Below are 25,223 nucleotides of genomic sequence, written 5' to 3' on the forward strand. Positions count from 1 at the left end.
AATGATAATAGCCTGTGCCTCTGCATTTTAAAAGTAAAGATATAAAAAGTGCACTTTGGTGTTTTTAGCGGTATTTGGGCTTGGTTGAATAATCCCTTTTATAATCTTACAATGCTATTTTTATAAGAATGGATTTTTAATCAAGGATGCTTTGTGCGTTTTTTATTCCCAATCTGTTTGTTCTTAGGCGCCATTCTATTATTTAGTATTCAACCTATGGTTGCAAAATCGTTGTTGCCTGTTTATGGAGGAACACCGGCAGTTTGGATTGTATGCATGCTTTTTTTTCAAGTGATCCTGTTGTTTGCTTATGGATATGCCGCAATACTTAGTGTTTTTAATAAGCCTGTAGTATGGCGATTGACGCACAGTGTTCTTATTATTTTGAGCTTTATAGTTTTTCCCCTTTTACTTAGACCGGTGACTATCAATAACTCTCCTGAATGGAGTATTTTATTTAATTTGTTAACCCAATTGGGACTTCCTTTACTTGTAGTTGGAGCTTCAGCCCCTTTATTACAGTTTGCATACAGTCAGACTAAAGAAAAAGGAGCGACTGACCCCTATTTTTTATATTCTGCCTCAAATCTAGGGAGTCTCTTGTCTTTATTACTTTATCCTTGGGTGATAGAGCGTTTTATTGGATTAAAAAATCAATTCCATTTATGGAATGTCGGGTATGTGTTCTATGTGGTTCTATTGGGGCTTATTTTATTTGCTCGGCGTTATCAACCTTTAGAAAAACAAAATACAGAAGTGCGCGATTGGCAGTGGCAAAAAGTACTGTATTGGATTTTTTTAAGTTTTGTTCCATGCAGCTTAATGCTTGGGGTGACTCTGTATATTACTACGGACATAGCAGCAACACCCTTATTCTGGGTATTGCCTTTGGCGTTGTATCTGCTTACTTTTGTACTTATATTTACGAGCAAGCCTCTAATTTCATTCCCATGGATAGTACGAAATAGTCTATTTTTTCTTATTTTTCCAATCACCGGATTTATTTTAACTGCAAGCCAAATCAAGATTTGGCAAAGTATTTTGTTTCACTTGTTAAACTTTTTTGTTCTGGCGTTACTGTGTCATGGCCAATTGTATTTAAGTAGGCCCAAACCACAATTACTTACCTTATTTTATTTTTGCTTGGCTCTTGGTGGCGTACTTGCTGGAGTATTTAATGGAATTTTAGCGCCGCATTGGTTTAATCAGGTTTATGAATATCCTTTAGCACTCTTACTCAGTTTATTTGCTTTGCCTCAATACAAAAAGAAGAGTGCTTGGTGGTTGCCTATGGTGGTTTTGATTCTTATGCTGTTGCATTACTGCATCCTCGACATTCATTGGCCAGGAGGTCTTTCATCTTTTCAAGTATGTGCTTTTCTAGCGTTACTTCTAATCGTTGTTTGGCAAAAAGATAGAACCAGTTTGATCTTATCATTATTGATTTTATTTGGGTTTATTTTTTCACCATTATTGCAAGATGATACTATTTTATTACAAGAACGTAATTTTTATGGGGTAAAAAAAGTAATTGATAGACACGGAGTGCACGCATTAATTAATGAGTCTACAGTACATGGATTGCAAGTTATGGGAGAGAAAAAACCTAATGGGGGTAATTCTTATTATGGAGCAATTAGTTCTATAGTTGGTGTAATGCAACAACAAAAGAGTCCTTTGTCTGTAACCATCATTGGTTTAGGTATTGGCACGATGATGTGTCAATTTAGACAGGAGGATCAAATTAAAGTCATTGAAATTGATGATCAGGTTATCGGACTGGCAAAAAATCCTCAACTCTTCACTTACTTACGAGATTGCCCCGTACATGCGACCATTATACGAAATGATGGGCGATTGGCTGTGGAGCAATTATCTGATCATTCTCAAGATTTGTTAATCGTGGATGCTTTTAATTCCGATGCAATACCTGTGCATTTATTGACTTTCGAAGCATTTACTTTATACCAACAAAAAATTACTAAAGATGGTGGAATACTGATCAATTTAAGTAATCGACACTTACAATTGTTACCAGTGATTAATGCTGCTGGAAGAGCTTTGGAGCTGATGGTGTTTTATTTAAATAGTAAAGGGGTTCCTGCATTAACTCAGTTTGATTCAGAGTGGGTTTTTTTGACCTCTAATGAAGATTTTGCGTTTCAACTCATGAAAGGAAGCAATTGGCGATTTGATGCAAGCGACGAACAGCTTTTATGGACAGATGATTATTCTAATGTGATCCCTTTGTTGAGGTGGTGATTTCTTGTCGCTTAGAATGGCTTGCATAAATAAAGACGTAGGTTGGACCAAGGTGTTTAGGGACGCGACCTAGATAACAAGGCCAACACAAATTCAGTATTATAGCCTGGGGGCAGCGAAGCGGAACCCAGGAATGTAGTGGCAGCGATCCCAGTTCCGCTTCGCTGCACCCAGGCTATAAAATTAAACTTCAGCTAAGTTGCCTTTGCTCTCTAGCCATACTTTTCTGTCACTAGCACGTTTTTTATTTAACATCATATCCATAATTGCTTCAGCCCCTTGTTCATCGTCCAAGGTTAATTGAACCAAGCGCCTGGTATTAGGATCCATAGTCGTTTCACGTAATTGAATCGGATTCATTTCACCTAAACCTTTAAAGCGTTGTACATTGACTTTCGCTCGAGATGATTGTGCCAAGTGGTTGAGGATACGGTTTTTCTCTTCATCGTCCAGGGCATAATAAACTTCTTTGCCCGCATCAATTCGATAAAGAGGAGGCATAGCTGCAAATACATGTCCGGCTTGGACCAGTGGTTTAAAATGACGTAAAAATAAAGCACAGATTAATGTTGCAATGTGTGCGCCATCTGAGTCTGCATCGGCGAGAATACATAATTTACCATAGCGAAGTCCACTCAGATCAGATGAGCCGGGGTCTACCCCAATAGCTACTGAGATGTCGTGAATTTCTTGAGAGGCTAAAACTTGTGATGAATCCACTTCCCAGGAATTAAGAATTTTTCCACGCAATGGTAAAATTGCCTGGAAGTCTTTATTACGTGCTTGTTTTGCAGAACCTCCTGCTGAATCTCCCTCGACTAAAAATAATTCAGCCTGGCTTAGGTCTGTCAGCAAGCAATCAGCTAGTTTTCCTGGGAGGGCAGGGCCTTGACTCACTCGTTTACGTGCCACTTGTTTGGCTTGTCGCAAACGTTTTTGTGCGCGCTCGATTGCTAAAGAGGCAATGGCTTCACCTTGATTACGATGTTGATTGAGCCAAAGTGCAAAAGCATCTTTAACCACGTTACTGACAAATGCTGAAATTTGACGCGAGCTTAAGCGCTCTTTTGTTTGACCTGCGAATTGTGGTTCTTTCATTTTAACCGATAATACATATTGGCAGGGTTCCCACAGATCATCTGCGGTAAGTTTTATTCCCCGAGGGAGTAGATTTCTTAGCTCACAAAACTCCGCCATTGCATCAAATAAACCAGAGCGTAAGCCATTCACATGGGTACCACCTTGGATCGTTGGGATTAAATTCACATAACTTTCACTAAAACCACTGCTTCCCCCATTGGCCCAAACCAACGCCCAGTCAACAGTTGCTTCATCACTTTTGAATTCACCTGTAAATGGTTCTTCAGGTAGGTAATCTCCATCAGGTAATGATTGATTTAAATAATCAATAAGCCCCTGTTCATAGCACCAATTCATTTCTTCATTACTTGTTTTATTGACAAAAGTCATGGACAAGCCGGTGCAAAGGACTGCTTTTGCTCTGAGCACATGTGTTAAATGTTTTACTGAAATACGGGTGGTATCGAAATATTTAGGATTTGGCCAAAAACGAATAATGGTGCCTGTATCCCTTTTTTTTGTGACGCCTGTTTCATTTAATTCGCATACTTTATCACCATTAGCAAAAGACATTTGGTAAGTAATTCCGTTGCGTTTGATGGTGACATCAAGACGATCAGACAAAGCATTGACTACAGAAACCCCTACACCATGTAATCCGCCTGAAAAGCTATAGTTTTTATCAGAGAATTTACCTCCTGCATGCAGTCGAGTCATAATGACTTCCACACCACTTAAGCCTAATTGAGGGTGTAAATCCACGGGCATACCGCGACCATCATCCTCTACTTCAATAGAACCATCCTCATGAAGGGTGACACGAATATGACTTGCAAAGCCAGCCAATACCTCATCGACACTGTTATCAATCACTTCTTGAGCTAAATGGTTTGGGCGCGTCGTATCGGTATACATGCCGGGACGTCGTTGAACAGGTTCGAGTCCACTTAAGACTTCTATTGCTTGGGCTGTATAGTTTTCAGACATGGGGTATTTCTCAAATAAAAGTTACGTTTATTTTACCATATATTATGATACAGTAGGACGAAAGACGAATGTTCCTTTTGTAAATCTATTATAAAGAGCCCCTTTTCTGCAAGCGGGAGCAAATCAGAATGTTGTCATTGATGCCTAGATTTAAATCGATCTTAATCTAGGAGTAAGTAGGGACACTTTTCTGGATTATGCCTTGTCTAATCTGGATTAAACAGAACATATATGCAAGAAACTAGTGCTGAAATTCATCAATTATCTGTAGCTTTTCAAGATCACCATAAAACGGTCTCTGCTTTGGATGAGATTAGCTTTAATTTATATCCTAGTGAAACCCTGGTTTTGTTGGGGGAGTCGGGTTGCGGTAAGTCCTTAACATCTCTTGCTTTGATGCGTCTATTACCTAAGGCTGGTGTTTATGGAATGAATAGCCTAATCCAGATGAATGGACAAGATATTCTCGATTTACCGGAGCAAATGATGCGGCAGTTGAGAGGCCGCAAGATTTCGATGATTTTTCAAGAGCCAATGACTGCGCTTAACCCTGTGATGACTATAGGTGAGCAGCTGACCGAGGTTTTGGTGAAATGTAACTCTTTTACTACACATGAATTACACGAAGCATTATTGTCTTTACTTCATGAAGTAGAAATGCCCCAGCCAGAAGTTAGAATTCATCAGTACCCCCATCAATTGTCTGGGGGACAGAAACAACGCGTAGTGATTGCTATGGCTTTGGCGTGTAAACCAGATATTTTGATTGCAGATGAGCCAACAACCGCTTTAGACGTGACCATTCAGGCCCAAATCCTTGCTTTATTAAAAAAAGTACAAAAAACACATCAGATGAGTTTGCTACTGATTACTCATGATCTTGGTGTGTTGAGAGCTATGGCATCTCGTGTGTGTGTGATGTATGCAGGTCAAGTAGTAGCACAAGCCACTGTGGATGATTTTTTCTCACGTACCAAACAACATCCTTATGTACAGCAATTATTGGCTTCAGTGCCTTCTATGGCTAAACGAGAGGAGCGTCTGTCTGTAATTCGTGGATTTGTGCCCGCTTTGGAAGAGATGCCTCCCGGTTGTCGTTTTCACCCACGCTGTATTTACGCATTTTCGCGATGTTCCGAGGAGGAACCCCAATTACAAGAGCAAGCAGGACGGTTGGTACGCTGTCATTTATATCCTGATCATGATGAATTACCTCCCTTGCAAAAAAACAAAATAGCTTGGAGTGGCACCACTACTGAGACAAAAACGATACTTACCGTGAAGGATTTATCGGTTGATTTTACCCAGAAAAAAGGGATATTCAGCCGTCGTAAAACGTTATTTAAAGCGGTAGATAATCTTTCATTTCGTCTACAACAAGGAAAAACATTAGCATTAGTAGGTGAGTCAGGATGCGGTAAAACAACGACCAGTCGTGCTTTATTGCGTTTGTTACCTATTGCTGGAGGAGAATTATTTTATAAAGAACATGATGTGCTGGCATTAAAAGGGCGTGCGTTAAGAGAGTACAGGAAAAAAGTACAAATTATTTTCCAAGACCCTTTTTCTTCTATGAATCCGCGGATGACGGTAGGTGACATAATCGCCGAAGGCATGCATGCTCAAGGGATGAAACGTTCGGTAATTAACGCACGGCAAAAAGAGCTATTGAATCAGGTTAATTTGCCTAGCAGCAGTTTGCAGCGTTACCCACATCAATTTTCTGGTGGGCAAAGGCAACGAATTTGTATTGCGCGGGCTCTAGCTACAGAACCTGATATCTTGATTTGTGACGAACCTACCAGTGCCCTGGATGTTTCTGTGCAAGCGCAAATTCTTAATTTATTAAAAGAATTGCAGCTGGAAACAGGCATTTCTTACTTATTCATTACCCATAATATGGGGGTTGTTTCCTATATTGCCGATGAGGTGTTAGTTATGAAAGGTGGGGTAGGGATTGAGTTCGGAAGCTGTGAGATGATTTTCAAGGAACCTAAAGAAGTTTATACACAACAGCTATTAAATGCCGTTCTTGATGTTTTTTAATCAATCTTTCAAAGCCCACGATTTTCTTTAACCTAAAAAATAATTAAATCGTAGTGAGGATTATGATTTTCAAAGAGATTTTAACGATTTTTTTACTTCATCTATGGGTAGTACAGCTTCAGCAAAAAAATCGTTAAAATCTCTATAAAAATCAGTGCAGTAGCAACTCTTAGCAGATTCAGCATCTTTTTTCAGGTTTAATATTTTATTAATTAAAAATGTGATATATTTGAGCACTATTTGGATAATAAAGTCTTAGTATTTATTATTTGGGGGGCATGGTTGCATGAGAATCACTCTGGGCACAGATAATTTTAATAATGTCAAAGATTTTACTGCCCATTTGGCAAACACTTATGAGCAAGATAAGCGGATTTCTGCAGATGTCACTGTCTTACTGGAGTGTGATGCATTTTCTCAAGAACACTTCGATGAGTTGATGACATTTCTTTTAAGCCCAGAACGCACGAGACTTTACAAATTTACGTTTCCCCCACAACAGACACAGTATCAATTATCCTTTGATAATGCGTATCTGCACAGCAAACGCCAAAAATGTTCTCTCGACTTTCAACCACAAATAGTTGAGTTATCTGACTCACCAATTTCTTTTCAGCCTCATATACCTAAAATACGCAAAGCGAAAAAGAATTGGGTTGAAGATGTAAAAACTCCCGGGATTGGTTTACAGTTCCAATATCAAATGCCGCATGTACACCAGCCTCAACAACGAAAAGCAACACAGAGAAAACGAAGAAATAATGAAGAACCCCAATATCAACATCCCGAAATAAGTCCTTTGACATTAGCCCCTGAACTTTCTCAAGAAAACGCGCGCCATTTGCTTGGTTCTTATCAGCAATTTATTTTTTTGAAAAAAGACTCAGAACGCATTGGTCTTTATAAAAAAGAATTTGGCTATTTACTGAGTGGGCAAAGTTCGCCAGAACAACGACTAGCTGCCTTTATTTTTTTCGTATCTAAGTTGACTGAACATGATGCGGCAAAGTTGAAGTTGATAAAAAAACTGTTACAGGCCATGCCTTTATCTGATCGTCACTATCAGGGTTTGGCTCAGGTGTTAATTCACACTGGGGCTGATGGTGTTTTGCTTTTATTGCAACGCATTAAAACATTACACGATAAGGAATTTTTTAAAGAGTTTGATGCGCTATTTCTGGATAAACCTGAGAACTATCTGGCATTAATGTCTCCTCGAGGTTTGGCAAACCTTAAAAAATTGAGTGAATTAAGTAGCGAACAGAAAACATGGTGGGTTACTTTAGTGACGCAACATAAAGCATCAGGAGCTTATACTGAGTTTAATGATTTATTCGTAGCCTATAACTATTTCCTGGATGAGCTGGAAAAGAAAAAACTGAAGCTGCCCAGCTCCTGTACTTTAGAAAATGGTACAGAACTGAAGCCTACATTAGATCGCTTGCTGTTCATCATCAATAACAGCAGTGCTCCGGAAGAACAACTGACTTATTTAGATGGGATAGATGTTCATGCGGCCTACAATGCCAGTCGTTATCACCATTATCAATTAGTGTCACGGCACATGAATTTAAGGGCCAATGTTAATGAGGTAGTTCCTGATTATTCAACCCCTACAACGCCTAGAGAGGTGAGTGCGTGGCTAGCGCGTTTTGATTGTCCCTATGAAGAAACGGTGGCCCGTTTTTATCGTTTTATCGGTACACAAGAATGGGCATTCAGCCTGGATGTGTATCAAAAAATTGAACAGGAAATCAGTAAAAATAATAAGCTTAATCAGCAGAATAAAGTATTATTACTTAATCTCGTTGCTTTGTTAACTACGGGACAACGTGTATGTACTCATAGTGAATATCCTGATTCTTCCGTTCAAAAACTAATTAACCAATTGCTTGCAATGGCAGAGCAGTTTGGTGAAGACTTGCATGAAATTCCAGTGCTGGCAGAATCACTGGCCCACCACAGCTGGGAGTCAATGCCTACAATTGATGAGTTGAACACGCTGCTTGATATCTTATTGTTAGCGCAAAAAACAAAAGCTCAGGCTCCGGACCTAGCACGCCATGAAATTCGGGAGACAAGTACTCTGGCTTTAAGGCTCATGAGAGAGTATGGTAACGCGGCCTCATTCGTTCTTGATAATTATAAAAGACGTTTGCTGATGGAGCAGACAAATACTGCACCGATACAGCAATTATCTTATAAAGATTTGCTAAACCATTTGGTTTCTGCATCCAACTTGGATAAGTTTTTGCCTGAGCTTTTTCATGATCAACCCCAGACATTATCTCAGTTTGTAGTACTTCTATCCTTATTAAGTGATGAAATTCCCAAAGAGACACAACCTGATGCAGAAGATAGCGAGTATGAGACCAAAATCAAAATGCTTGCACACGCTATCCATGATATGCAAGAGGGACGAGGTGAACAGTTACTGGCAATTCTGACTGATATTAATATTGAAGCTTCTTACCGTTTGCCTTCTCTAGATCAGCTCATCACCGTGGTTGAATCAGTCAGAAAGGCGAATTTTACTGAAGATGAAAATCAAAAAACACGTATTTTTGAAATTGTACGTACCGGATTACCGGCGTTAAAAATAGGCAAAGAAGCGGTTAAAGAAACAACTATCGATCTTTTTAGCCTGATGAGGCAAAGCTATGATGACTGGCAACTCGAAAATCAACTGGATAATTTATCAGGAACGGTAAAAGGGTATTTGGAATCCTGGATGGAAGCCCATAATGTTGTGCTGTATTATTTGCAACAAAAACCTATTAGACCCTCAATGATCCTTGACTCTTTAGCTGAAGAAGAACAAGAGGTTAAGAATTTGCTGGGGGGGAGAATGTTTTCTCGAGCTTTATCGAGAGCTCCTCTTTCAAAAATGAAAATGGTTGAGGTCTTGGGGCAGGAATTTTTTTCCGAGCAATCCTTTTTGGTTGCGCTGCAGTCTAGATTAGAGGAAAGCGTGCAATCTAGTTTGAATGCTGCTTTAGGCTCATTACAGACATCAAATAAAGGCTTTGATGCTTTTATATTAAAACAACATAATGGATTAGATACAGACCTTCCTATTGATGAGGCGTTTCACCAATGGAGGCAGCAATTAGATGACGTGAATGGTTTGATCAACTCACTCATTCGCATTAAGAATAAAAGCAGTATTGAGTTTCGTCGCTGTATTTCATTATTAGCTGATGAAATCAAGCTCAAAAAAGCTGGAAAGAGAACGCTTACTGTAGTGCAAATGCATGAGCTACTGAATGTCTTAAGTGAAAACGAGCCGCTTGCAGTTGCATCTTCATTAGCTGTTTTATGCCAAATATTAAAAGATATACCAGTATATTCCGCAGAGCAGCTACGTCGTGCTTTAAATGAGATTACTTATTTAACAAAATACCGAGAAACTCTTGGACAAGAAGCGTATGAAACTCTATTGCGTTGGTCATGCACTTATAACTTAACACAGAATGCTTTATTCCCATTGAAGGAACTCATTGGGTTGAAGTCCTTGAATGGGGTGGATGAAAAGCAGTCCGCCGCGTTGTTCAATACTTTAATTCAGTTAATAAAAAAAGCTGGTCCTGAAGTTGATGAGCACTTGTTAAAGAACATTGTTGATAAAATTACATCAATTACTCGCGCTAAAGCAGAAGTGCATTCATTAGTGCCCTTGCTTAGTTTATTAATCAAGACTTGTACTAACGGCAAAGAAAGGATGCTCCCTAACTTAATCGATAAGTTAGAGGGTATGCGTGATTCTGACTTAAAGATCTGGTTAAAAATAGTATTGATACTTGGTGAACGTACTCCGGATAAAAATATTCGTTGTCTGCTAGACCTGCAAGCTGGACTTGAATTAAATCGACACAATCTAAAGGAATTGGAACAATTATTTAATTCACCGCCATATCCAGAGATGGAAACGTTTATCCCCGCATTAAAGGGTTCTTATAATGCTCTAAAGGCTTATATCGATGCATTTGATAAGGATCCAAAATCTGGTCGTGCCCCACAAATCAATGAATTTGGTATTATCCTAAAAGATACTGATCAGATTCTTGATGAGCAATTTGATACCTCACAAATTGCGCGAGTTATTGCCAATATTCAAGAGGGTGTTGAGGGAGAGCCTTTAAGTGGCCAAGAACAATATGATTTGGCGCAACAAATTACCTACATCAATGCCATAGGAAGAGATAAACCGTTTACTTTGACTTTTGGTTATGATCTTGCAACAAAAGTGGTTAAGCCTTATGTGAATTTAACTCAAGCCAGCCGTGCTGAGTTGCGCAACTTATCTGATACATTGATTAACACCATAAGAACACCAGCTCTTGATACGGATGAAAAACTAAAACTCCAATTAAAACTGCTTGCGGTATTACGTGAACAATATTTCCGTGCCACTGGAGTATTTGTTGATACGACGCAACTTATTTCCATTTTAAGGGAACTCAAAAGCCAGCCACACAATATGCTGATGGAAGCAGATACTGATGAGGAAAATAGTAGAGTAACATTGCTTGCTGTAATGCAGTGGGTTGAGGCGGATGGTGGAACGGTTGACGTTTGTCTCTTTAACCGCGATGCAGTGATTCAGGATGATAAAAACAAAGGGAATAAAGACTTTTTGACTTCAATTGGTATTGATTCAAGTAGTATTAAAGCAGATTCTCCTAAGGGAACTTATCAAGTTGGCGGGATAAATTATTCTACTGCAGGAGATTTGGCTTTATATCGTTCACGAGCTAAAACTGAGAATGAAGACTTGGTTGCTTACAGGGGGCGCCACCTTTTATCGAGTAATTTAATTCTTTGTGGATCTGTTTCAGAATGGGAGCAAAGAATTTTATATCATCTTGTTCAGGATTATGAAGACAGTGAAAATCATACCTATGCATGGATTTATCCTCTAATCAATGAATTTGTTAATCAGCGGAAGTTTAAAACGCTGTATCCAGATAATGTTTGGAGTGAGGGGCAGGATGTCGCACGCTTAAAAGAACTTTTGGACCGACATGCACCAACAGGCCCACATAAGACACACTTAAACTCTTTGCCTGAAGAGCAATTTAATTTATGGATCAATGCAGCTATAGAAGCTCAGCGTTTGGTTGCAGGAGAGGATTTTGTTATTCCTTCTTCTGAAACAACAGTTCATGTTGCTATTCCTTTGAAAGCATCTCAAAAAGGTTTTTCCTTTCTAGTGCAGCAATTCCTTCACGCTCGACTACAAAAGGAAAATCCGGATTGGGAGTTTATTATTGAACCGGAAATGCGTTTTATTGACTCGGCATCAATCAAGGACTTGATTGATGATTACAAAAAACAAGGGCGTATTATTGGTGTTTCTAGAACTGTAAGCCAAAAAGATGAGTTGGTTGAGCAATGCGACAAGCTCAGCATAAGTGTGCAGTGCAAAATACCAGCGCATTACCAAAATGAACGTAATGAAGCGGCTATAAAATCTAACGCAGAGAAGCAAGCTTATGTCGGGGCTGTTAAAAAGGCGGTCCAGAAAGCTGACTCCGGGCAACCTATTGTGCTCATTGCTCAAAATGCAAGTGAAGTAAAACTTCTTGAGCAGGAATTAAAGGCACAGTTTGGTGAAAAAAATATTACCGCATTTGTAGGCACTGAATCAGCCATAGAACGAAAGCACTGGATTAAAAATAAGTCAGGAGAAAAAAATACGATCACTATTGTTACCTTTCCTGACAAAGAGGATTCTTTTTATACAAAGCATCCTAAGGGATTTTTGACCATTCAAACTAGCTTAGATACTTCAAGTAGCACGCAGCAGATTATTAAAAGCGTTGCACTTAACAATCACCCAGGTAAACATGTCACACTGTATAAGGACCATGGAAAATTCTTGTTGCGCTCTTGGCTTTATCAATCTGCACAAAACTGCGAAGAGCTACTTACTGCATTGATACAACTGCAAAGAAAACAAAATAAAGGTGTTGCTGTTGAACGTCATTACACACGGAGAGTTTCTGAAATACAGCAGGTTGTTTTGCAACAATTCCAAGAATGGAAAGAGTTGCTGCATCTTGTTTATCCTAAATCGACATGGCGAGCACTGGATGCAGAATTATTGAAACAACGCGAGGATTTAATTCTTATTTTGAACGAAAAATGGGATCAATGCCTGGGTTATTCTGATCTGCAGAAAAAATACCCTAATCCCTATGTCCGTTGGGGTGCAAAGAAATTGGATGACGCGGTGAGTACTTATAAAGAAGCCGTTCATTTGCTTTGGGAGCAGAAACGGGCGTTACTTAAAGAAAAAGCAAAGGCGCTCATTACAGAAGGCTCTATTAATGATTTACGTTGTCACTACTTAGACGGAGTTTTATTAAGTGAGCAATTGAAATTAAATCGATTGGCTGTGCGCGAAAACAAAAAAGAGGTGCGTGCAGAGAAGAAAAAATCACATCGTTATCTTGTCTCTGGATTAGATGTTAATGGAGCGATGTTGCGATTTGCTGATGGAGCGGTAGATGTCTATGCTCATGATTTTGCTAAAAATCAGGTGAAAATATTTGCTGCAGATATAAGTCGCATTATAGAAAGTAATCCTTATTTAAGTGAAACGGCACGAGCTGAATCGCTTGAGCAAGTAGCTAAAGCAAAAACTTTAGATAATCTCGTTACGTGTTTACGACACTATGGCACGAGGCATGCTCCTGCAGATCAATTTGCTGAAAAATATGCCATGCAACCCGTAATTCATGAGTTGTTGCGGGTATACAAACAAGCCGGACTTGCAGAAACAAAGCAACTGCAGCATTTAAAAACAATTTATTTGGATCGGGTGCTAGTAGAACTTGTCGATGAATTGGAGTCTTCTTTATCTTGGGCGAAGAAAAAAAATCAAGGTTTGGGGTATTGGCTTGAACGCACGACTGTGAAAATGGCGGCAGAGGCTATATTGAGTGCTGTATATCAGTTAAAAAGGGCAAAAGATCTTGATAGGAAAAAAATTGCGATTAGGAACTTGTATAAAGTATTAGCAGAACATGAGCTGCAACTTGAAGGGGTATGGATATTTCCTTTTTTTGGTCATAGGAATACACATACTTTAATTAAAGAAACTTTGGCTACCCTAGGTGGCTTAACGGCTATTGGTTCAGGCAAAAATGAACTGGATGCTGATTTTATGCATGATTGCAGAGAAGAATCTCTGTATGAGGCCATGAAAGTGCAATGGAACTCTTCTATTCAAAACTTAGAAGATGACAATGAAGCCTTGCGCGAAAATAATGAGTGGAAGGCAATTAAAAAAGCATTGGACACTGTGCAAACTGAAAATAAGACGATCTATGCTTTTGATGAAATGTATCATTTTCTTTCGAGTAAAACAGAAGAGCTCGCCCAAAAACATTCTCCGTTGCAAGGGCCAGTAGCCCATATGCGTGGCACGGCGCGTATGCTTTTCGAAACATTTAGTCAGGATCATAGTGAATTACTTAATAGAAGTAAGTATCTTGCAGGTAAAGCTGAAAATATTAAGAAAAAACTGCAAGGATTAAACGGATTTAATGTGAAACAGGTGAAGCTCAAAGAAGAGCATAATGGGTTTAGTAATTATTGGGACTTAGTGATTGAAGGCTCTGGTGCGCATGCTTTATTTGATGATTTTACCCAATATCATTCGCGTGCACACGAGCTAACTCGTGAGCGTGAAGCTTTAGAACTAAGGCTAATTCAAGCCAATGAACAGAGCATTGCTCTCGATCGATTGATGAAAGAGCAAGTGCCACTACTCAGCTTTAAAGCAAAAACTAAAGCATCTGTAGCACAATTTCCTGAGCAATTTCGTGAGCAAGTCAATGATGTTCTTGTTTTAAAAGCATGGGTAGCCGATCAAAAGCCAGGAGATTTAAGTCAGTTTCATCAGCAGGTTCACGATAGTTTTCTCGATAGAGACTTAGTCAAAACGTTTAAGTTTCCAGGGTTACAAGCAGAAAAAATTGAGCAAATACAGGATATTCTACTAAAAATTAGATTTAGGGATTTGCATGATCGGCTCGTTGAAGGAACGAAAAAGAAATCTTTAATGGGTTCAATTTATTCTTATGCATCCAGTTATCTATTTACGCCGGAAAATATGGATGACTGGCGGATAGAGTTTGATGAATTAGTAAGTAGGCCTGCACAAAATTTAGAGAAGGTATTTCGTCCTAGAATTGAAAAAATGCAGAGTGAATTGGCCAGCGAATTGACTCAAGTGCAGCAAAAAACAACACAGCAAATTGAGGTGTTACAACAACAAATTCTATTTCTGACGCAGAAAATTGATGAGGAAAAGAAAAAAAGTGGTGTGTATGTCAAACGAGTTACTCTGGCGGAGCTTGGTGAGTTTGAAAAGCAACTCATGATGTTTAAAGTGCCACAAGTAGCGCGTGTAGTTCCTCAAGAGAATCCAGAACTTGTGATGCCAGCAGAAAACCCTCAAGCGCATGAAGCGCGAGTATTAATTATGTAGTAGCGCGATATATCGCGCTACTATGCCTCTAAAGTTGAGGCAAGTATGTGGTTATTATCAAAAAAAACTTCCAGAATAGACCTACTTTAATGTTTAAATATTGAACTATAATCAGATCTAGGTGATATAGAATTTGGAACAGAAATGTTATCCCTAGATGTAGTAACCGTTATTGATAATATTAGTGAAAAAATTGAAACAAATAATTTTGAGTCATTAACGTTTGAAGATATAAAAAATGCATGCTTTATGGTGATGGGACATATAGAGCAGCTGAAAACCAACACCATATTTCCTACAGCAGATAACATCAAGGAAAAGGAACTGCTCGCATATAAACGCACGGTCATGCATTTAGTGGAGTGGCAAGCACGATTTATTGAAATGAAGAAAAACAATGTACTAGGGAGTTACATTGCTGATTTAAATTTTTTGCGAGAAATGATTCATTCAATACCTGAAGTATTAGGCGAAGTTTATAAAGAAAAAATAGAAAAAATTAACTTGTGCATTTCCAATATGTTTGTCTATATCAATAAATTGAAAACCAAATTACTTGAAGCAAATTGCTTTGATGTTGCTTTAACAGCACATACACAATGTACTCAAGAGATTACTTTTTTATATTCTAAATTACTCGAAATACATCATACTGCAAAAATGCGTTACTCCGTAGTCATTAAAGGATATTTTGAAGCGATTCAGGAAACTTTTGATTTTTATTTAAAAGAGATTACCTACTTCCGTAACCTTGAGATTACCAATGCCAAGTGTTTAAGCTACTGTGTGATCAATTATCTCCCTAAAAATGTTCGACACTGAATCACAGCAGGCTTTCTCTACTTCATTTTCCCATCATTCTTATTGTCTAAAAAGCCCCTTTTAATTTTCATCACACCAAAGTGTTCAAAAAATACTATAATTAGTTAAAATATGAGCAAGGTGTTTGGCAATGGGACGCATTCATCTATCACCAGAAGAACGTTTAAAACGGATAATGGGTAATCCCAGCGATGCAATTTTAAAACAAGGTGATTTGTCTGAAGCTACTTATCCTCTTTTAGTGTCTTATTTAGAATGGCTTAGAAGACTTAATGGGGTCCACAATAAAAACGATGTGATCCGTCAAAATGAACAGATTTTCAATGAGTTTATTCATTTGTGCGAACATAATCTACTTTTTTTTCTTACAGTCACAGGCCGCTTTGATGTAATCCGCAAACTTTTTACAGACAAGGGTTTATTAGCAAAAGAAATGGTGATGCTTTTTGAGATAGAAAAAGAGCAGGCTAAGGCTGCAGCAGCACATCTTCAAAATGCTGTGTTCGTACCTAGAAAAAAAGAGTCATCAATCCTACAACAAGCTGAAGAACTTAAACCACATCGTCCTCCTTTATCTGAATGGGAAAAATCGCTTTTTGGTTTAAAAAATATGGATTTGTATCAGTATTATGAGGCTGAGATAAAACGAATTACCCATGTACATCATATGAAGCACATTAAATTATTAGATGATACTTATGATGAGCATATGATGCTGATGCGAAAGGCATTGGAGGTGATCATTCAAGATGAACATATTAGTGAAGAAAAAAAACAAAAAGCAATCGCAATTTATCAAAGCTTATTAGTAAAAAAAGAAGAAATGGAGGCTGAAATAAATGCGCTTGTCCCTTTAGGGGAAGGACAATCTGGTCTAGAGCCCCTCGATATGGAGATCCTTGAAAAGCAATGCCAAATTAAAGAGGACAAACTTAAAGAAGCTCTGGAAGTTCTTGATGGTTTTTTTGAGGAAATACGCCATGAGTCGCCACAATTGCAAATGATTTATGAGGAGCACCTAGAGAACATCAGCAATTTTAAAAAAGAAAGCCAAGTAATCCAGATCCAGTGGGAACAGGAGATGCAAACGCTATCTGCTCATTATGAAAATGCCCGTGTGCACGCCTTAGACGACCTGGATATCAGTTTGGACTTAATCATCGAGGAGTTGCAAAAATGCCCTGTCGACGAGTTAGAGCGAGAGCAAGTTGACCGGTTAGATGCTGGCGTAATTCAATTAAAGAAGTATAAAGAGGAACTTAAAAAAGTAGAAAGTCATGAAGACATTCAGCTTTTATTAAGTAAATGCAATAAAGAGTTAAAAATAATAGCGAGTATTGTGCAATCTGTATTACCCGAAGAGGTAAAAAAACGTTTTGAAGTTCATGTGAATTTAATGAAGCAAATGAGTACGGCACCGCCCAAAGATGGTGAGGATTTGACGTCAACTAGAGACAGATCCTCGTTAAACCAAGAGTCGCTCGATAGAGATTCTTTAACCTCTGCTCCAAATCCTATGAATGCTGTGTCCGAAAAACTAGAAACGCAAGTGGAGCCCCCCACATCTGATGTGGTGTTTACGCATATGGCAATTCCTCAGGTTGTTTCTTTGTCTGACAGGGACGAAATGGAGCTGGAAACTCATAGGCCTGATGTTAAGTCAGTAAGCATGGAAATGCCTCAAATTATCATCCCCGATGGGGAGCTGCCGCAAGTTGTCCCTTTGCCTGAGAAGGGAGGAATGGAGGTGGAAACCCATAAACCTGATGTTGAACCTGTAGAAATGGAAATGCCCCCAACCATTATTCCCGATGGAGAGCTTCCGCAAGTTGTTCCTTTGTTTGAGAAGAGAGGAGTTGAATTGGAGTCTCGCGTACCTGTTGTTGCGCATGGAAGTATTGAGATGTCAAAACCTATAATTTCTAATGGTGAGTATCCTCCTGCGACTTCTTTGTTTGAAGAACAACAAAGAGTTGAGACGAAGTTAAGTGTCTCTGAGCGTGAAATTGATATAAGAGAACATCAACCAATCGATGATGAGGAAAATTCACAAAATGCACACCGATATCGATTTTTTATGAACACTATCAGAGATGGGACTGCGCTTATCGAGTTTGATCCTGAAAAACAGCGTAATTATGAATCAGCGCTTAAAGAATTATCTAGTATTTTAAGTGACCTTCAAGAAGAGGTCGAACCAGAAGTTTCGGCAAAAATAAAAGAAATTGAAGGACTAATCAATGGCGCAAAATTGATAGGGTTTAATAAAGCGAATCCGATTCATATTCAAAAAATTTGTGATGCTTGTGATTTAGGGATTGAATATGAGCCTTTGAATCATGTAAAAAACAGTCTTTCCTCAATGATTCAACTCAAAACTAATCCCCAAAATAGTGTTGGAATGTAAGACGTTTTGTATAACAATTGATTATCTATATCTCATCATGCCTCTTTTTTGGTATAATATGGCCAATTTTTCATAAAAGGGAGAAAAAAATGCCGTCACCACAAGAAGTAGCATTATGGCAAGCTGTGACTGAAAAAAAATATGACAAAGTACAAACACTGATTAAGGACCATCCTGAGTTGGTGAATGCTGAGAATGACAAAGGAAGGACACTTCTCATCCGCGTTGTTCTTGCTCTTGTTCCACCATTAGATTTGATTCGCTTTATTGCACAACACCCTGATCTTCGCTTTGAAACTCAAAGTCCTCATGCGACTCAAACGACTATGGGAGCAATTTTATCTACAGGTCGGCCCGATATTCTAGAAATCTTTGCAAAAGATCCACGCATTATTTTTGATGGAGATAAATTAGCATACGTCACGTCCAAGAAATATGTGGAAAGCGCGACAGAAGGCAAAAAAGAAAATTACACAAAAATGTTTAACATTATACGTGATACTACAATACGTCATGCAATGAAGACGGATAACGATGCGTTACTCGAACAATTAGCGACTGCAGGAGATAACCTGTCTCAAGCATTAAGTGATGGAACACTTCCTGTGCGTCTCATTACTAAAGAGAGTCCTGCGCCTAAAGCGAAATTATGGTTTCAATCGCAAATCGGTAAAAATGGCGCGAGTGCGGCGAAGTATGCTGGGTCGTTTCTTGGTAACATGCAAGACATGCAACAAACCAAAGAAAAAATGGATGAGGCGACTCAAGATAAGTTGCAGGCTGAAAAGAGTTTATTTGATAAGGCTTATGATGGCACTCTTGCCATTATGGGAAGGGTGGGAAGCTCTATGGGTTTCAGCAGTTAATTCATTGAAATAACACGCACGGGACGCATAGGTTCACAAAGGTGAGCCATTAACTTAATGGCTCCATACTACCATTAAGTATCATTTCCCCTTCTCTACATAGAAGAGAAGGTGCCCGTTAGGGCGGATGAAGGGGCATCCCAGCCCCTCCATCAATATTGAGAGAGGGGGAGTGTTTTAATTATTTAATTTTCTTTATAAAAGCGAAGGGATCATTATACCGTGTGGTATCAACGTGATGTGGAAGGTTTAATCCTGCATTTATATGTTCAGCCAGGTGCCAAAAAAACAGAAATTGTCGGCATTCATGAGGGGGAGCTTAAAATCCGCTTAAATACGCCGCCAATTGAAGGTCGTGCTAATAAAGCACTATTGCAGTATGTTGCGCAGATTTTTAAAGTACCAGTAAGGCAAGTAATATTAAAGCGTGGAGAGAAATCCAGGCATAAAACCCTTACGGTTATAGGCACTGTAATAGAGCCTAGTGATTTGCTTTGAATGATAGCGTAAATTTTGCGATAGTAACTATACTAATAATTAAATTCTTACTCTTATGAGAATCGAACAATTTTCTATCACCTTTCATACCCAAGGTCGAGGATCGCAGGATATTACTGCTGAAGTAAAATCTTTTCTTGCAAAAGCTACAATAAAACAGGGTTTATGCCATTTATTTCTCAAGCATACCAGTGCTTCTTTGATGCTTTGTGAAAATTATGATCCTCAAGTTCGTAGGGATCTGGAGCATTTTTTAATCCGTTTAGTTCCAGATGGCGATCCTCTTTTCAAACACATCATTGAAGGTAAAGATGATATGCCCGCTCACATCCGTACCATATTAACGCAAAGCAGTTTAACTATCCCCATACAAAATGGGGAATTGGCTTTGGGGACATGGCAGGGGATTTATCTATATGAGCATCGATACAAACCTCAAGAACGCTATTTGCTTATTACTGCTGTAGGAGACTAATCGAAGTAGATCACTAAATTTAGTGATCTCTGCTTCATTTTTGTTACTATATGTCTTTTTTAATAGGAAAAAATATGAGCTCACTACCTCAATGCCCTAAATGTAATTCAGAATATACTTATGAAGATGGGAATCAATTGATTTGTCCAGAATGTTCCTATGAGTGGGCAAAAGATGAACTGGGGGAGCAGATACAACATGATCAACGTATTATCAAAGATGCGCATGGGCAAATCCTCCAAGATGGAGATACAGTCACAGTCATTAAAGATTTAAAAATAAAGGGCTCGTCACAAGTTGTAAAAGTTGGCACTAAAGTAAAAAACATTCGCTTGGTCGAAGGTGATCATGATATTGATTGTAAAATTGAAGGGATTGGTGCTATGAAATTAAAATCTCAATTTGTTAAAAAAGGATAGACGCGATGTCCAAACCACTACACATTACTTTTTTATTTTATGACGGAATGACTGCTCTGGATGCCATTGGTCCTTATGAAGTGCTCAGCCGTTTGCCAGAAGTAGTGGTGCAAAGAGTGGGCTTAAATCATGGACCGATACGCACTTGTTCCGGACTTACTTTGATTGCAGAGCATGCATTAACTGATATTGCGCATACGGATGTTTTATTGATTCCGGGAGCAGGTAACGCAACTGCTTTACGCGACTGTCCTGAAATTCTCACATGGATTAAAAAAATTCATGAGCATTCCTTATGGACTACTTCAGTGTGTACTGGGAGTTTGATTCTAGGGGCTGCAGGGGTTTTATCAGGAGTTAAGGCAACAACCCATTGGGCTGTCATGAATCGGCTGAGTCATTGGGGAGCTATACCCACTTCCAAACGATTTGTAGAAGATGGAAAAATTATGACTGCCGCTGGAGTGTCTGCAGGCATTGATATGGCGCTCTATCTTGCTGCGAAACTTACCAATGAAAACGTAGCGCAAAGTTTACAACTTGGTTTGGAGTATGATCCTGAGCCACCTTTTAATTCAGGATCACCAGATAAAGCACCAGAGGAACTGGTGCAGTCACTGCGTATGCGTTTAAAAAACAGATTTGAAGTGGAATAATTAGGGTAATACATAGATTATCAAAGCAATTAGTCCGGCAATGGCAATGATTGGATGAATAAGGACTACTACTTTAGGAGCTGGTTTGCCTTTTTTAGCCAGAGAAACTAAGGTTAATCCACCTAATGCAGCAATAATTAAGATGATTAAACTTACTTTAAGAATGAAAGCCTCTCCTGTCATAAACGCAAGCATATAAACGATTATTATGATTAACCCTAATGCTGCAAAAACGCCATGGAGTGTTTTCACAACTTGATTAACAGGCCTGTTCTGCAGTATTGCTGTTAAAAGAAAGAGACCCCCGAGTGCTACAGCAAGGAATAAAACGATTGCAAGTATTAACATATAACATAACCTCCTGTTTAAAAAATTGTAAGCTATAAAAAATCATCACTCTTCATAACATTGTAGCCTGGGTGCAGCGAAGCGAAACCCGGGGATTTCCGAATCAGTTTTCCCGGGTTTCGCTTCGCTGCACCCAGGATACAAAATAATTTACTCTGGTGTTACATAATTTTGTTTTGATTTTGGAGGATTTAAAAGCTCGTTTTCTAGCTCATCTCCCAAAGTATCTTTTTTCATTGAAGGAGAAAAATTGATGGTTGAACCAGGATTTTTCAAAGCCTCCGTCAAACTGATGAATTTATACCCATTCTTTTGATACATTTCCAAAATATCGCCTAATACATAACTATTGAGCAGGTTTGCATGAATTAATAATATTTGTTTTTTACCTTTGCCTTCTCTCTCTGCTCTTAATGTTTGTTTCCATATATATGCCAGATAGCGTGGCTTGATTTTTTGAATATAATTCACACGTGAGCGAAACGGGACTTTATAAAGCATTTCATTAAAGTCAAAATCTTTAGTATCAATGGTTACTGGGGCAATTGTGTAATGATGTTCTTTAAGATAATCATACACTTTTTGTTTTTTGGATTTATTGCCTTCTGCTAGATAGGGGTAACGGAAATATTTGGGGGTGGTCATTATTGGGGTAAGAATTTTATCGGCGCGATCAATATCAGCAATGTATTTTTCAGCACTAATTCGGTCGAGATCGTAATGCGAATAAGTGTGATTGCCTAGCATAAAGCCTGCCTTACGAAATTGCTCAAGAAAGTCCCATTGCCCTTTCTCTATTGCTCCTGCAATTACAAAACCGATAACTGGAACTTGATATTTTTGGAATGTCTGTACAATTTGCGTAAAGCGTTCTGTGGAGCGTTGTCTATTTCCTGGATTATTCATTCTTGAGGCAACTAGAGGTAAATCATCCATCGTAATCGCAATTTCTTTTTCGTCAGCAAAACAAACAGAAGATAACAAGGCAATAAAAAGAAAGAGTACTTTAAGCATCGATATTCCTTATCAAGTTCGAATAACATGGATGGTATCATAATTTGATGAATACATTAAAAAAAGATTGTCTATCGCACTCTTTACGTAAACGTATGTCTTGTTCAAAGTTTTTGATGGTCTTTTTAGGAAAAATTTTTACACTGATAGACATGAAGCGTATATTCCTTGTGCCTAAAAGGGTATGTAGGAGTAGGTATTTTTTGACATTGATCAAAATGTTTTTCCAAACAACTTAGTCGGTCATATCGATCAATGTAGAATGCTTCTTTTAATGTTTTATCGGTAATTTTTTTATTAATGTCGCTACCCCATAAAGCATATTGATTTTCTGCAGTGCCACAACCTAAAGTATAAATAGTTGGTTTATTGTGGAGGAAAAAAAGCATACGAGCCTCAAACCAACCTGAAGTAAGAATTGTGTTCGGCAACTGAGGGTATGCAGCATTAAATCTCTGAATTAAATGATAGAAAACAAGTTTCTTTGATTTAATAAAATTAAATTTAGACGTGTTATCAATTAAAACGAAAAGACTAATGAATGCATAGAAAGCAATCAGGCCTATTGCTATTTTTCGATAATGAGTTGTTGTGACGTAATAGCCTAATAAAAGTGCGCTGCTAATTAAATAAGGCGTAAGCCAAAACTCCCTAATCTCTGCTTTGCTTGCGGTATATAAGTAAAAGCAGAGGAACGTAAAACAAACAGTACGACATAATCTCACAATTAATGCTTTTTTCTCATCCAACTCTTTATTGCGTACTAAAAAAGGGGGGAGCAGCATGATATTCAATGCAGGAACAAAGGAGTTAAAAAATGTTTTAAGCGCATGAAAAAAAGGGGAGACTGCTTGGTTGAGTTTATGGGTAGTTAACTGGTAAATAAATGATTGCCAGTGATTTTGATAATTCCAAACGATGACTGGGCTAAAAATAATAATGGCGAGAAGAATTGCAAAATAAAAATGTTTTGTTTTAAAAATTGAGCGATAGGTAGTAGAAATTAAAAAAGTAAGTAGCGCAAGAATTAAAACGATGCCTGTGTATTTGGATAGCATCATCAATCCGGCACTAATCCCTATACAATAGAGATCTTTTGTTTTATTTGTTTGGATAAATTTTATAGTGTAATAGAGGGTTAGTGCCCAAAATAAAGTAAGTGGTGTGTCGTAGGTGGTTTGTTTCAGAATATCCAGAGTGACAAGCGGAGAAAACAACCATACAAGCATCGCAATACAGCTTGCTTCATAGGATAAAAAAAATCGGGCGCATTTATAAATAATTGCACTAGTCAATGCGGTTACAATAATGCCCACAAAACTCAACGCGAAGAGGCTATTGCCGAATAATGAAGTTGACAGTCTAATAAAATAAGCAATCATGGGGGAGCCGTCATAATAGGATAATGCGAGGTGTCGACTCCAATCCCAATAATAATAAGTATCAAGTGATAATATGTTAATCGGGGCTAGCAACAGTAAAATCACAAAATAGAGGATGAGGTAAGGATAGACACTTTGCCAATTAAAGAAGTCCCATGAGCTTACTTTGCTGTTGCGCATATCAGACGTATATCCTTTCCTTTGAGTATTGGGAGCACTGTGTTTTAATCATGAACCGTTTTACCTTTTAATTACTAGGAACAAGTTTTTCGGCCCATATGTGTCGAGAATAAGCATAGTAATTCAAAAGAGACATTAAACCTATGCCTGTACCCATGATTATATTTTCTCGCAATGCGCCACCACCAAAGCAAAGCACACCAAACCGTAGCCAATAACTTTGCATGTTAATTATAAATATTGAATAAATGGTGAAAATGAGCAAACGTTTTGTTTTTAAAGGCCAAGATGTTTTATTTTTGTCACTAAACGTAATTTTATTATTCAGAATGAAATTGTTAATGATTGCCGCACACACTGCAATTTGCGAGGCATCAAAAGGGGTAAAGTGAAAATATTTACGCAGTGTATTATAGGTTATAAACTGTACAGCAATACCCAAGGAGCCAACAAAGCACATTTTTAAATAGCGTTTGACTTCATGATAGCGCAAAGTAAAAACGACTCGTAATGAATCGATAATACTGTTTTTGGGCAACTTGCTGTATCCTTCATTTCGATCAATAAAATCAATAGGATATTCACGAATTTTTGCTTTGTTTTTATGCAAAAGCCACAACAATTGCATTTTATATGCATAATTATTCGTGAGAAATCGATGCGGTAGAATTTTTAAAAGCTGTTGTCGGCGAGTAGCACGAAAACCGCTAGTAAAATCCTTATACTTAGGAGTAAGTACTGCACGTGCAACATAATTACCCAAGACAGAGAACAATTTGCGATGTAATGCCCAATCGTTTGGAATACTACCGCCATCTACATAACGGCTTCCCAACACACAATCACAGGTTTGCAGCATATCCAAGATAGGTCGAATATACTTGGGTTGATGGGACAGATCGGCATCAAATTCAAAAATAATATCGGCATTTAAAGAGGTCAACGCATAATTCATAGCTTGCAAATAAGCAGAGCCAAGCCCCGATTTTTGGGGTTCATTACGTAAATGTAAGTTGGGGTGGTTATTTTGTAATGAAGCAACGATTTGTTGTGTGTTATCTGTAGAGGCGCTATCAAAAATTAAAATATGTACTTCATATTGGTCTGTTTGTTCTACTGATGCAAAAACTTGCTCTATTGTCGTTTGAATGACTGACGCTTCATTATATGTCGGAATGATAATGACTACGTTCTGTTTTTTTGATGAGTTTTTTTCATCGAAATCAGAGGAATTATTTGCATCAAGAATCAACTTTATGTCTCGGACTTGTGGATATTTGG

General features: G+C 38.3%; 15 protein-coding genes. 10 read left to right on the forward strand and 5 right to left on the reverse strand.

What is annotated here, in order from left to right; genetic code table 11:
• The first annotated feature begins 153 nt into the window (after positions 1-153).
• Positions 154-2,262 carry a fused MFS/spermidine synthase gene (locus Lste_RS16440; RefSeq protein ID WP_083504004.1) on the forward strand — a complete coding sequence of 703 codons (2,109 nt, stop codon included), beginning with the start codon at positions 154-156 and terminating at the stop codon, positions 2,260-2,262.
• A gap of 183 nt (positions 2,263-2,445) precedes the next feature.
• On the opposite strand, the gene parE is transcribed toward Lste_RS16440, so the two are convergent.
• Complete coding sequence (gene parE / locus Lste_RS16445) at positions 2,446-4,329, reverse strand: DNA topoisomerase IV subunit B (protein ID WP_058512070.1); 1,884 nt, start codon at positions 4,327-4,329, stop codon at positions 2,446-2,448.
• Between the two features lie 231 nt (positions 4,330-4,560).
• Here parE and Lste_RS16450 point away from each other — a divergent pair, with 231 nt between their 5' ends.
• The 9 genes from Lste_RS16450 (at position 4,561) to Lste_RS16490 (ending at position 21,018) form a co-directional block, all read left to right on the forward strand.
• Positions 4,561-6,375, forward strand: coding sequence for an ABC transporter ATP-binding protein (locus tag Lste_RS16450; protein ID WP_058512071.1), 1,815 nt, complete (start codon positions 4,561-4,563; stop codon positions 6,373-6,375).
• Positions 6,376-6,661: 286 nt separating this feature from the next.
• Positions 6,662-14,875: a hypothetical protein gene (locus tag Lste_RS16455; protein ID WP_058512072.1), complete on the forward strand. Its 8,214-nt coding sequence runs from the start codon at positions 6,662-6,664 to the stop codon at positions 14,873-14,875.
• 144 nt (positions 14,876-15,019) lie between these two features.
• Positions 15,020-15,697, forward strand: coding sequence for a hypothetical protein (locus tag Lste_RS16460; RefSeq protein ID WP_058512073.1), 678 nt, complete (start codon positions 15,020-15,022; stop codon positions 15,695-15,697).
• Between the two features lie 130 nt (positions 15,698-15,827).
• Positions 15,828-18,104 carry a hypothetical protein gene (locus Lste_RS16465; RefSeq protein WP_058512074.1) on the forward strand — a complete coding sequence of 759 codons (2,277 nt, stop codon included), beginning with the start codon at positions 15,828-15,830 and terminating at the stop codon, positions 18,102-18,104.
• 89 nt (positions 18,105-18,193) lie between these two features.
• Positions 18,194-18,970, forward strand: a complete 777-nt coding sequence (locus Lste_RS16470) for a hypothetical protein (RefSeq protein ID WP_058512075.1) — start codon at positions 18,194-18,196, stop codon at positions 18,968-18,970.
• 222 nt (positions 18,971-19,192) lie between these two features.
• On the forward strand, positions 19,193-19,468 hold the full coding sequence (locus tag Lste_RS16475) for a DUF167 domain-containing protein (protein ID WP_058512076.1): 276 nt from the start codon (positions 19,193-19,195) through the stop codon (positions 19,466-19,468).
• Between the two features lie 55 nt (positions 19,469-19,523).
• The gene (locus Lste_RS16480) at positions 19,524-19,943 is read left to right on the forward strand and encodes a secondary thiamine-phosphate synthase enzyme YjbQ (protein WP_058512077.1); all 420 of its coding nucleotides are present in this window, start codon (positions 19,524-19,526) and stop codon (positions 19,941-19,943) included.
• A gap of 74 nt (positions 19,944-20,017) precedes the next feature.
• Positions 20,018-20,362 carry a zinc ribbon domain-containing protein YjdM gene (locus Lste_RS16485; RefSeq protein ID WP_058512078.1) on the forward strand — a complete coding sequence of 115 codons (345 nt, stop codon included), beginning with the start codon at positions 20,018-20,020 and terminating at the stop codon, positions 20,360-20,362.
• A gap of 5 nt (positions 20,363-20,367) precedes the next feature.
• Positions 20,368-21,018, forward strand: a complete 651-nt coding sequence (locus tag Lste_RS16490) for a DJ-1/PfpI family protein (protein WP_058512079.1) — start codon at positions 20,368-20,370, stop codon at positions 21,016-21,018.
• Here Lste_RS16490 and Lste_RS16495 read toward each other — a convergent pair whose 3' ends face one another.
• The 4 genes from Lste_RS16495 to Lste_RS16510 all read right to left on the reverse strand — a co-directional run bounded on the left by Lste_RS16495 (position 21,019) and on the right by Lste_RS16510 (position 25,194).
• Complete coding sequence (locus Lste_RS16495) at positions 21,019-21,366, reverse strand: hypothetical protein (RefSeq protein WP_058512080.1); 348 nt, start codon at positions 21,364-21,366, stop codon at positions 21,019-21,021.
• Positions 21,367-21,516: 150 nt separating this feature from the next.
• Complete coding sequence (locus tag Lste_RS16500) at positions 21,517-22,380, reverse strand: polysaccharide deacetylase family protein (RefSeq protein ID WP_058512081.1); 864 nt, start codon at positions 22,378-22,380, stop codon at positions 21,517-21,519.
• Positions 22,381-22,505: 125 nt separating this feature from the next.
• Positions 22,506-23,942, reverse strand: coding sequence for a glycosyltransferase family 39 protein (locus Lste_RS16505; protein WP_058512082.1), 1,437 nt, complete (start codon positions 23,940-23,942; stop codon positions 22,506-22,508).
• Between the two features lie 67 nt (positions 23,943-24,009).
• A complete protein-coding gene (locus tag Lste_RS16510; RefSeq protein ID WP_058512470.1) occupies positions 24,010-25,194 on the reverse strand; it encodes a glycosyltransferase family 2 protein in 1,185 nt (394 codons plus the stop codon).
• Between the last annotated feature and the right edge of the window lie 29 nt (positions 25,195-25,223).

Origin of the sequence: Legionella steelei (genome assembly GCF_001468005.1) — a bacterium.
GTDB lineage: Bacteria > Pseudomonadota > Gammaproteobacteria > Legionellales > Legionellaceae > Legionella > Legionella steelei.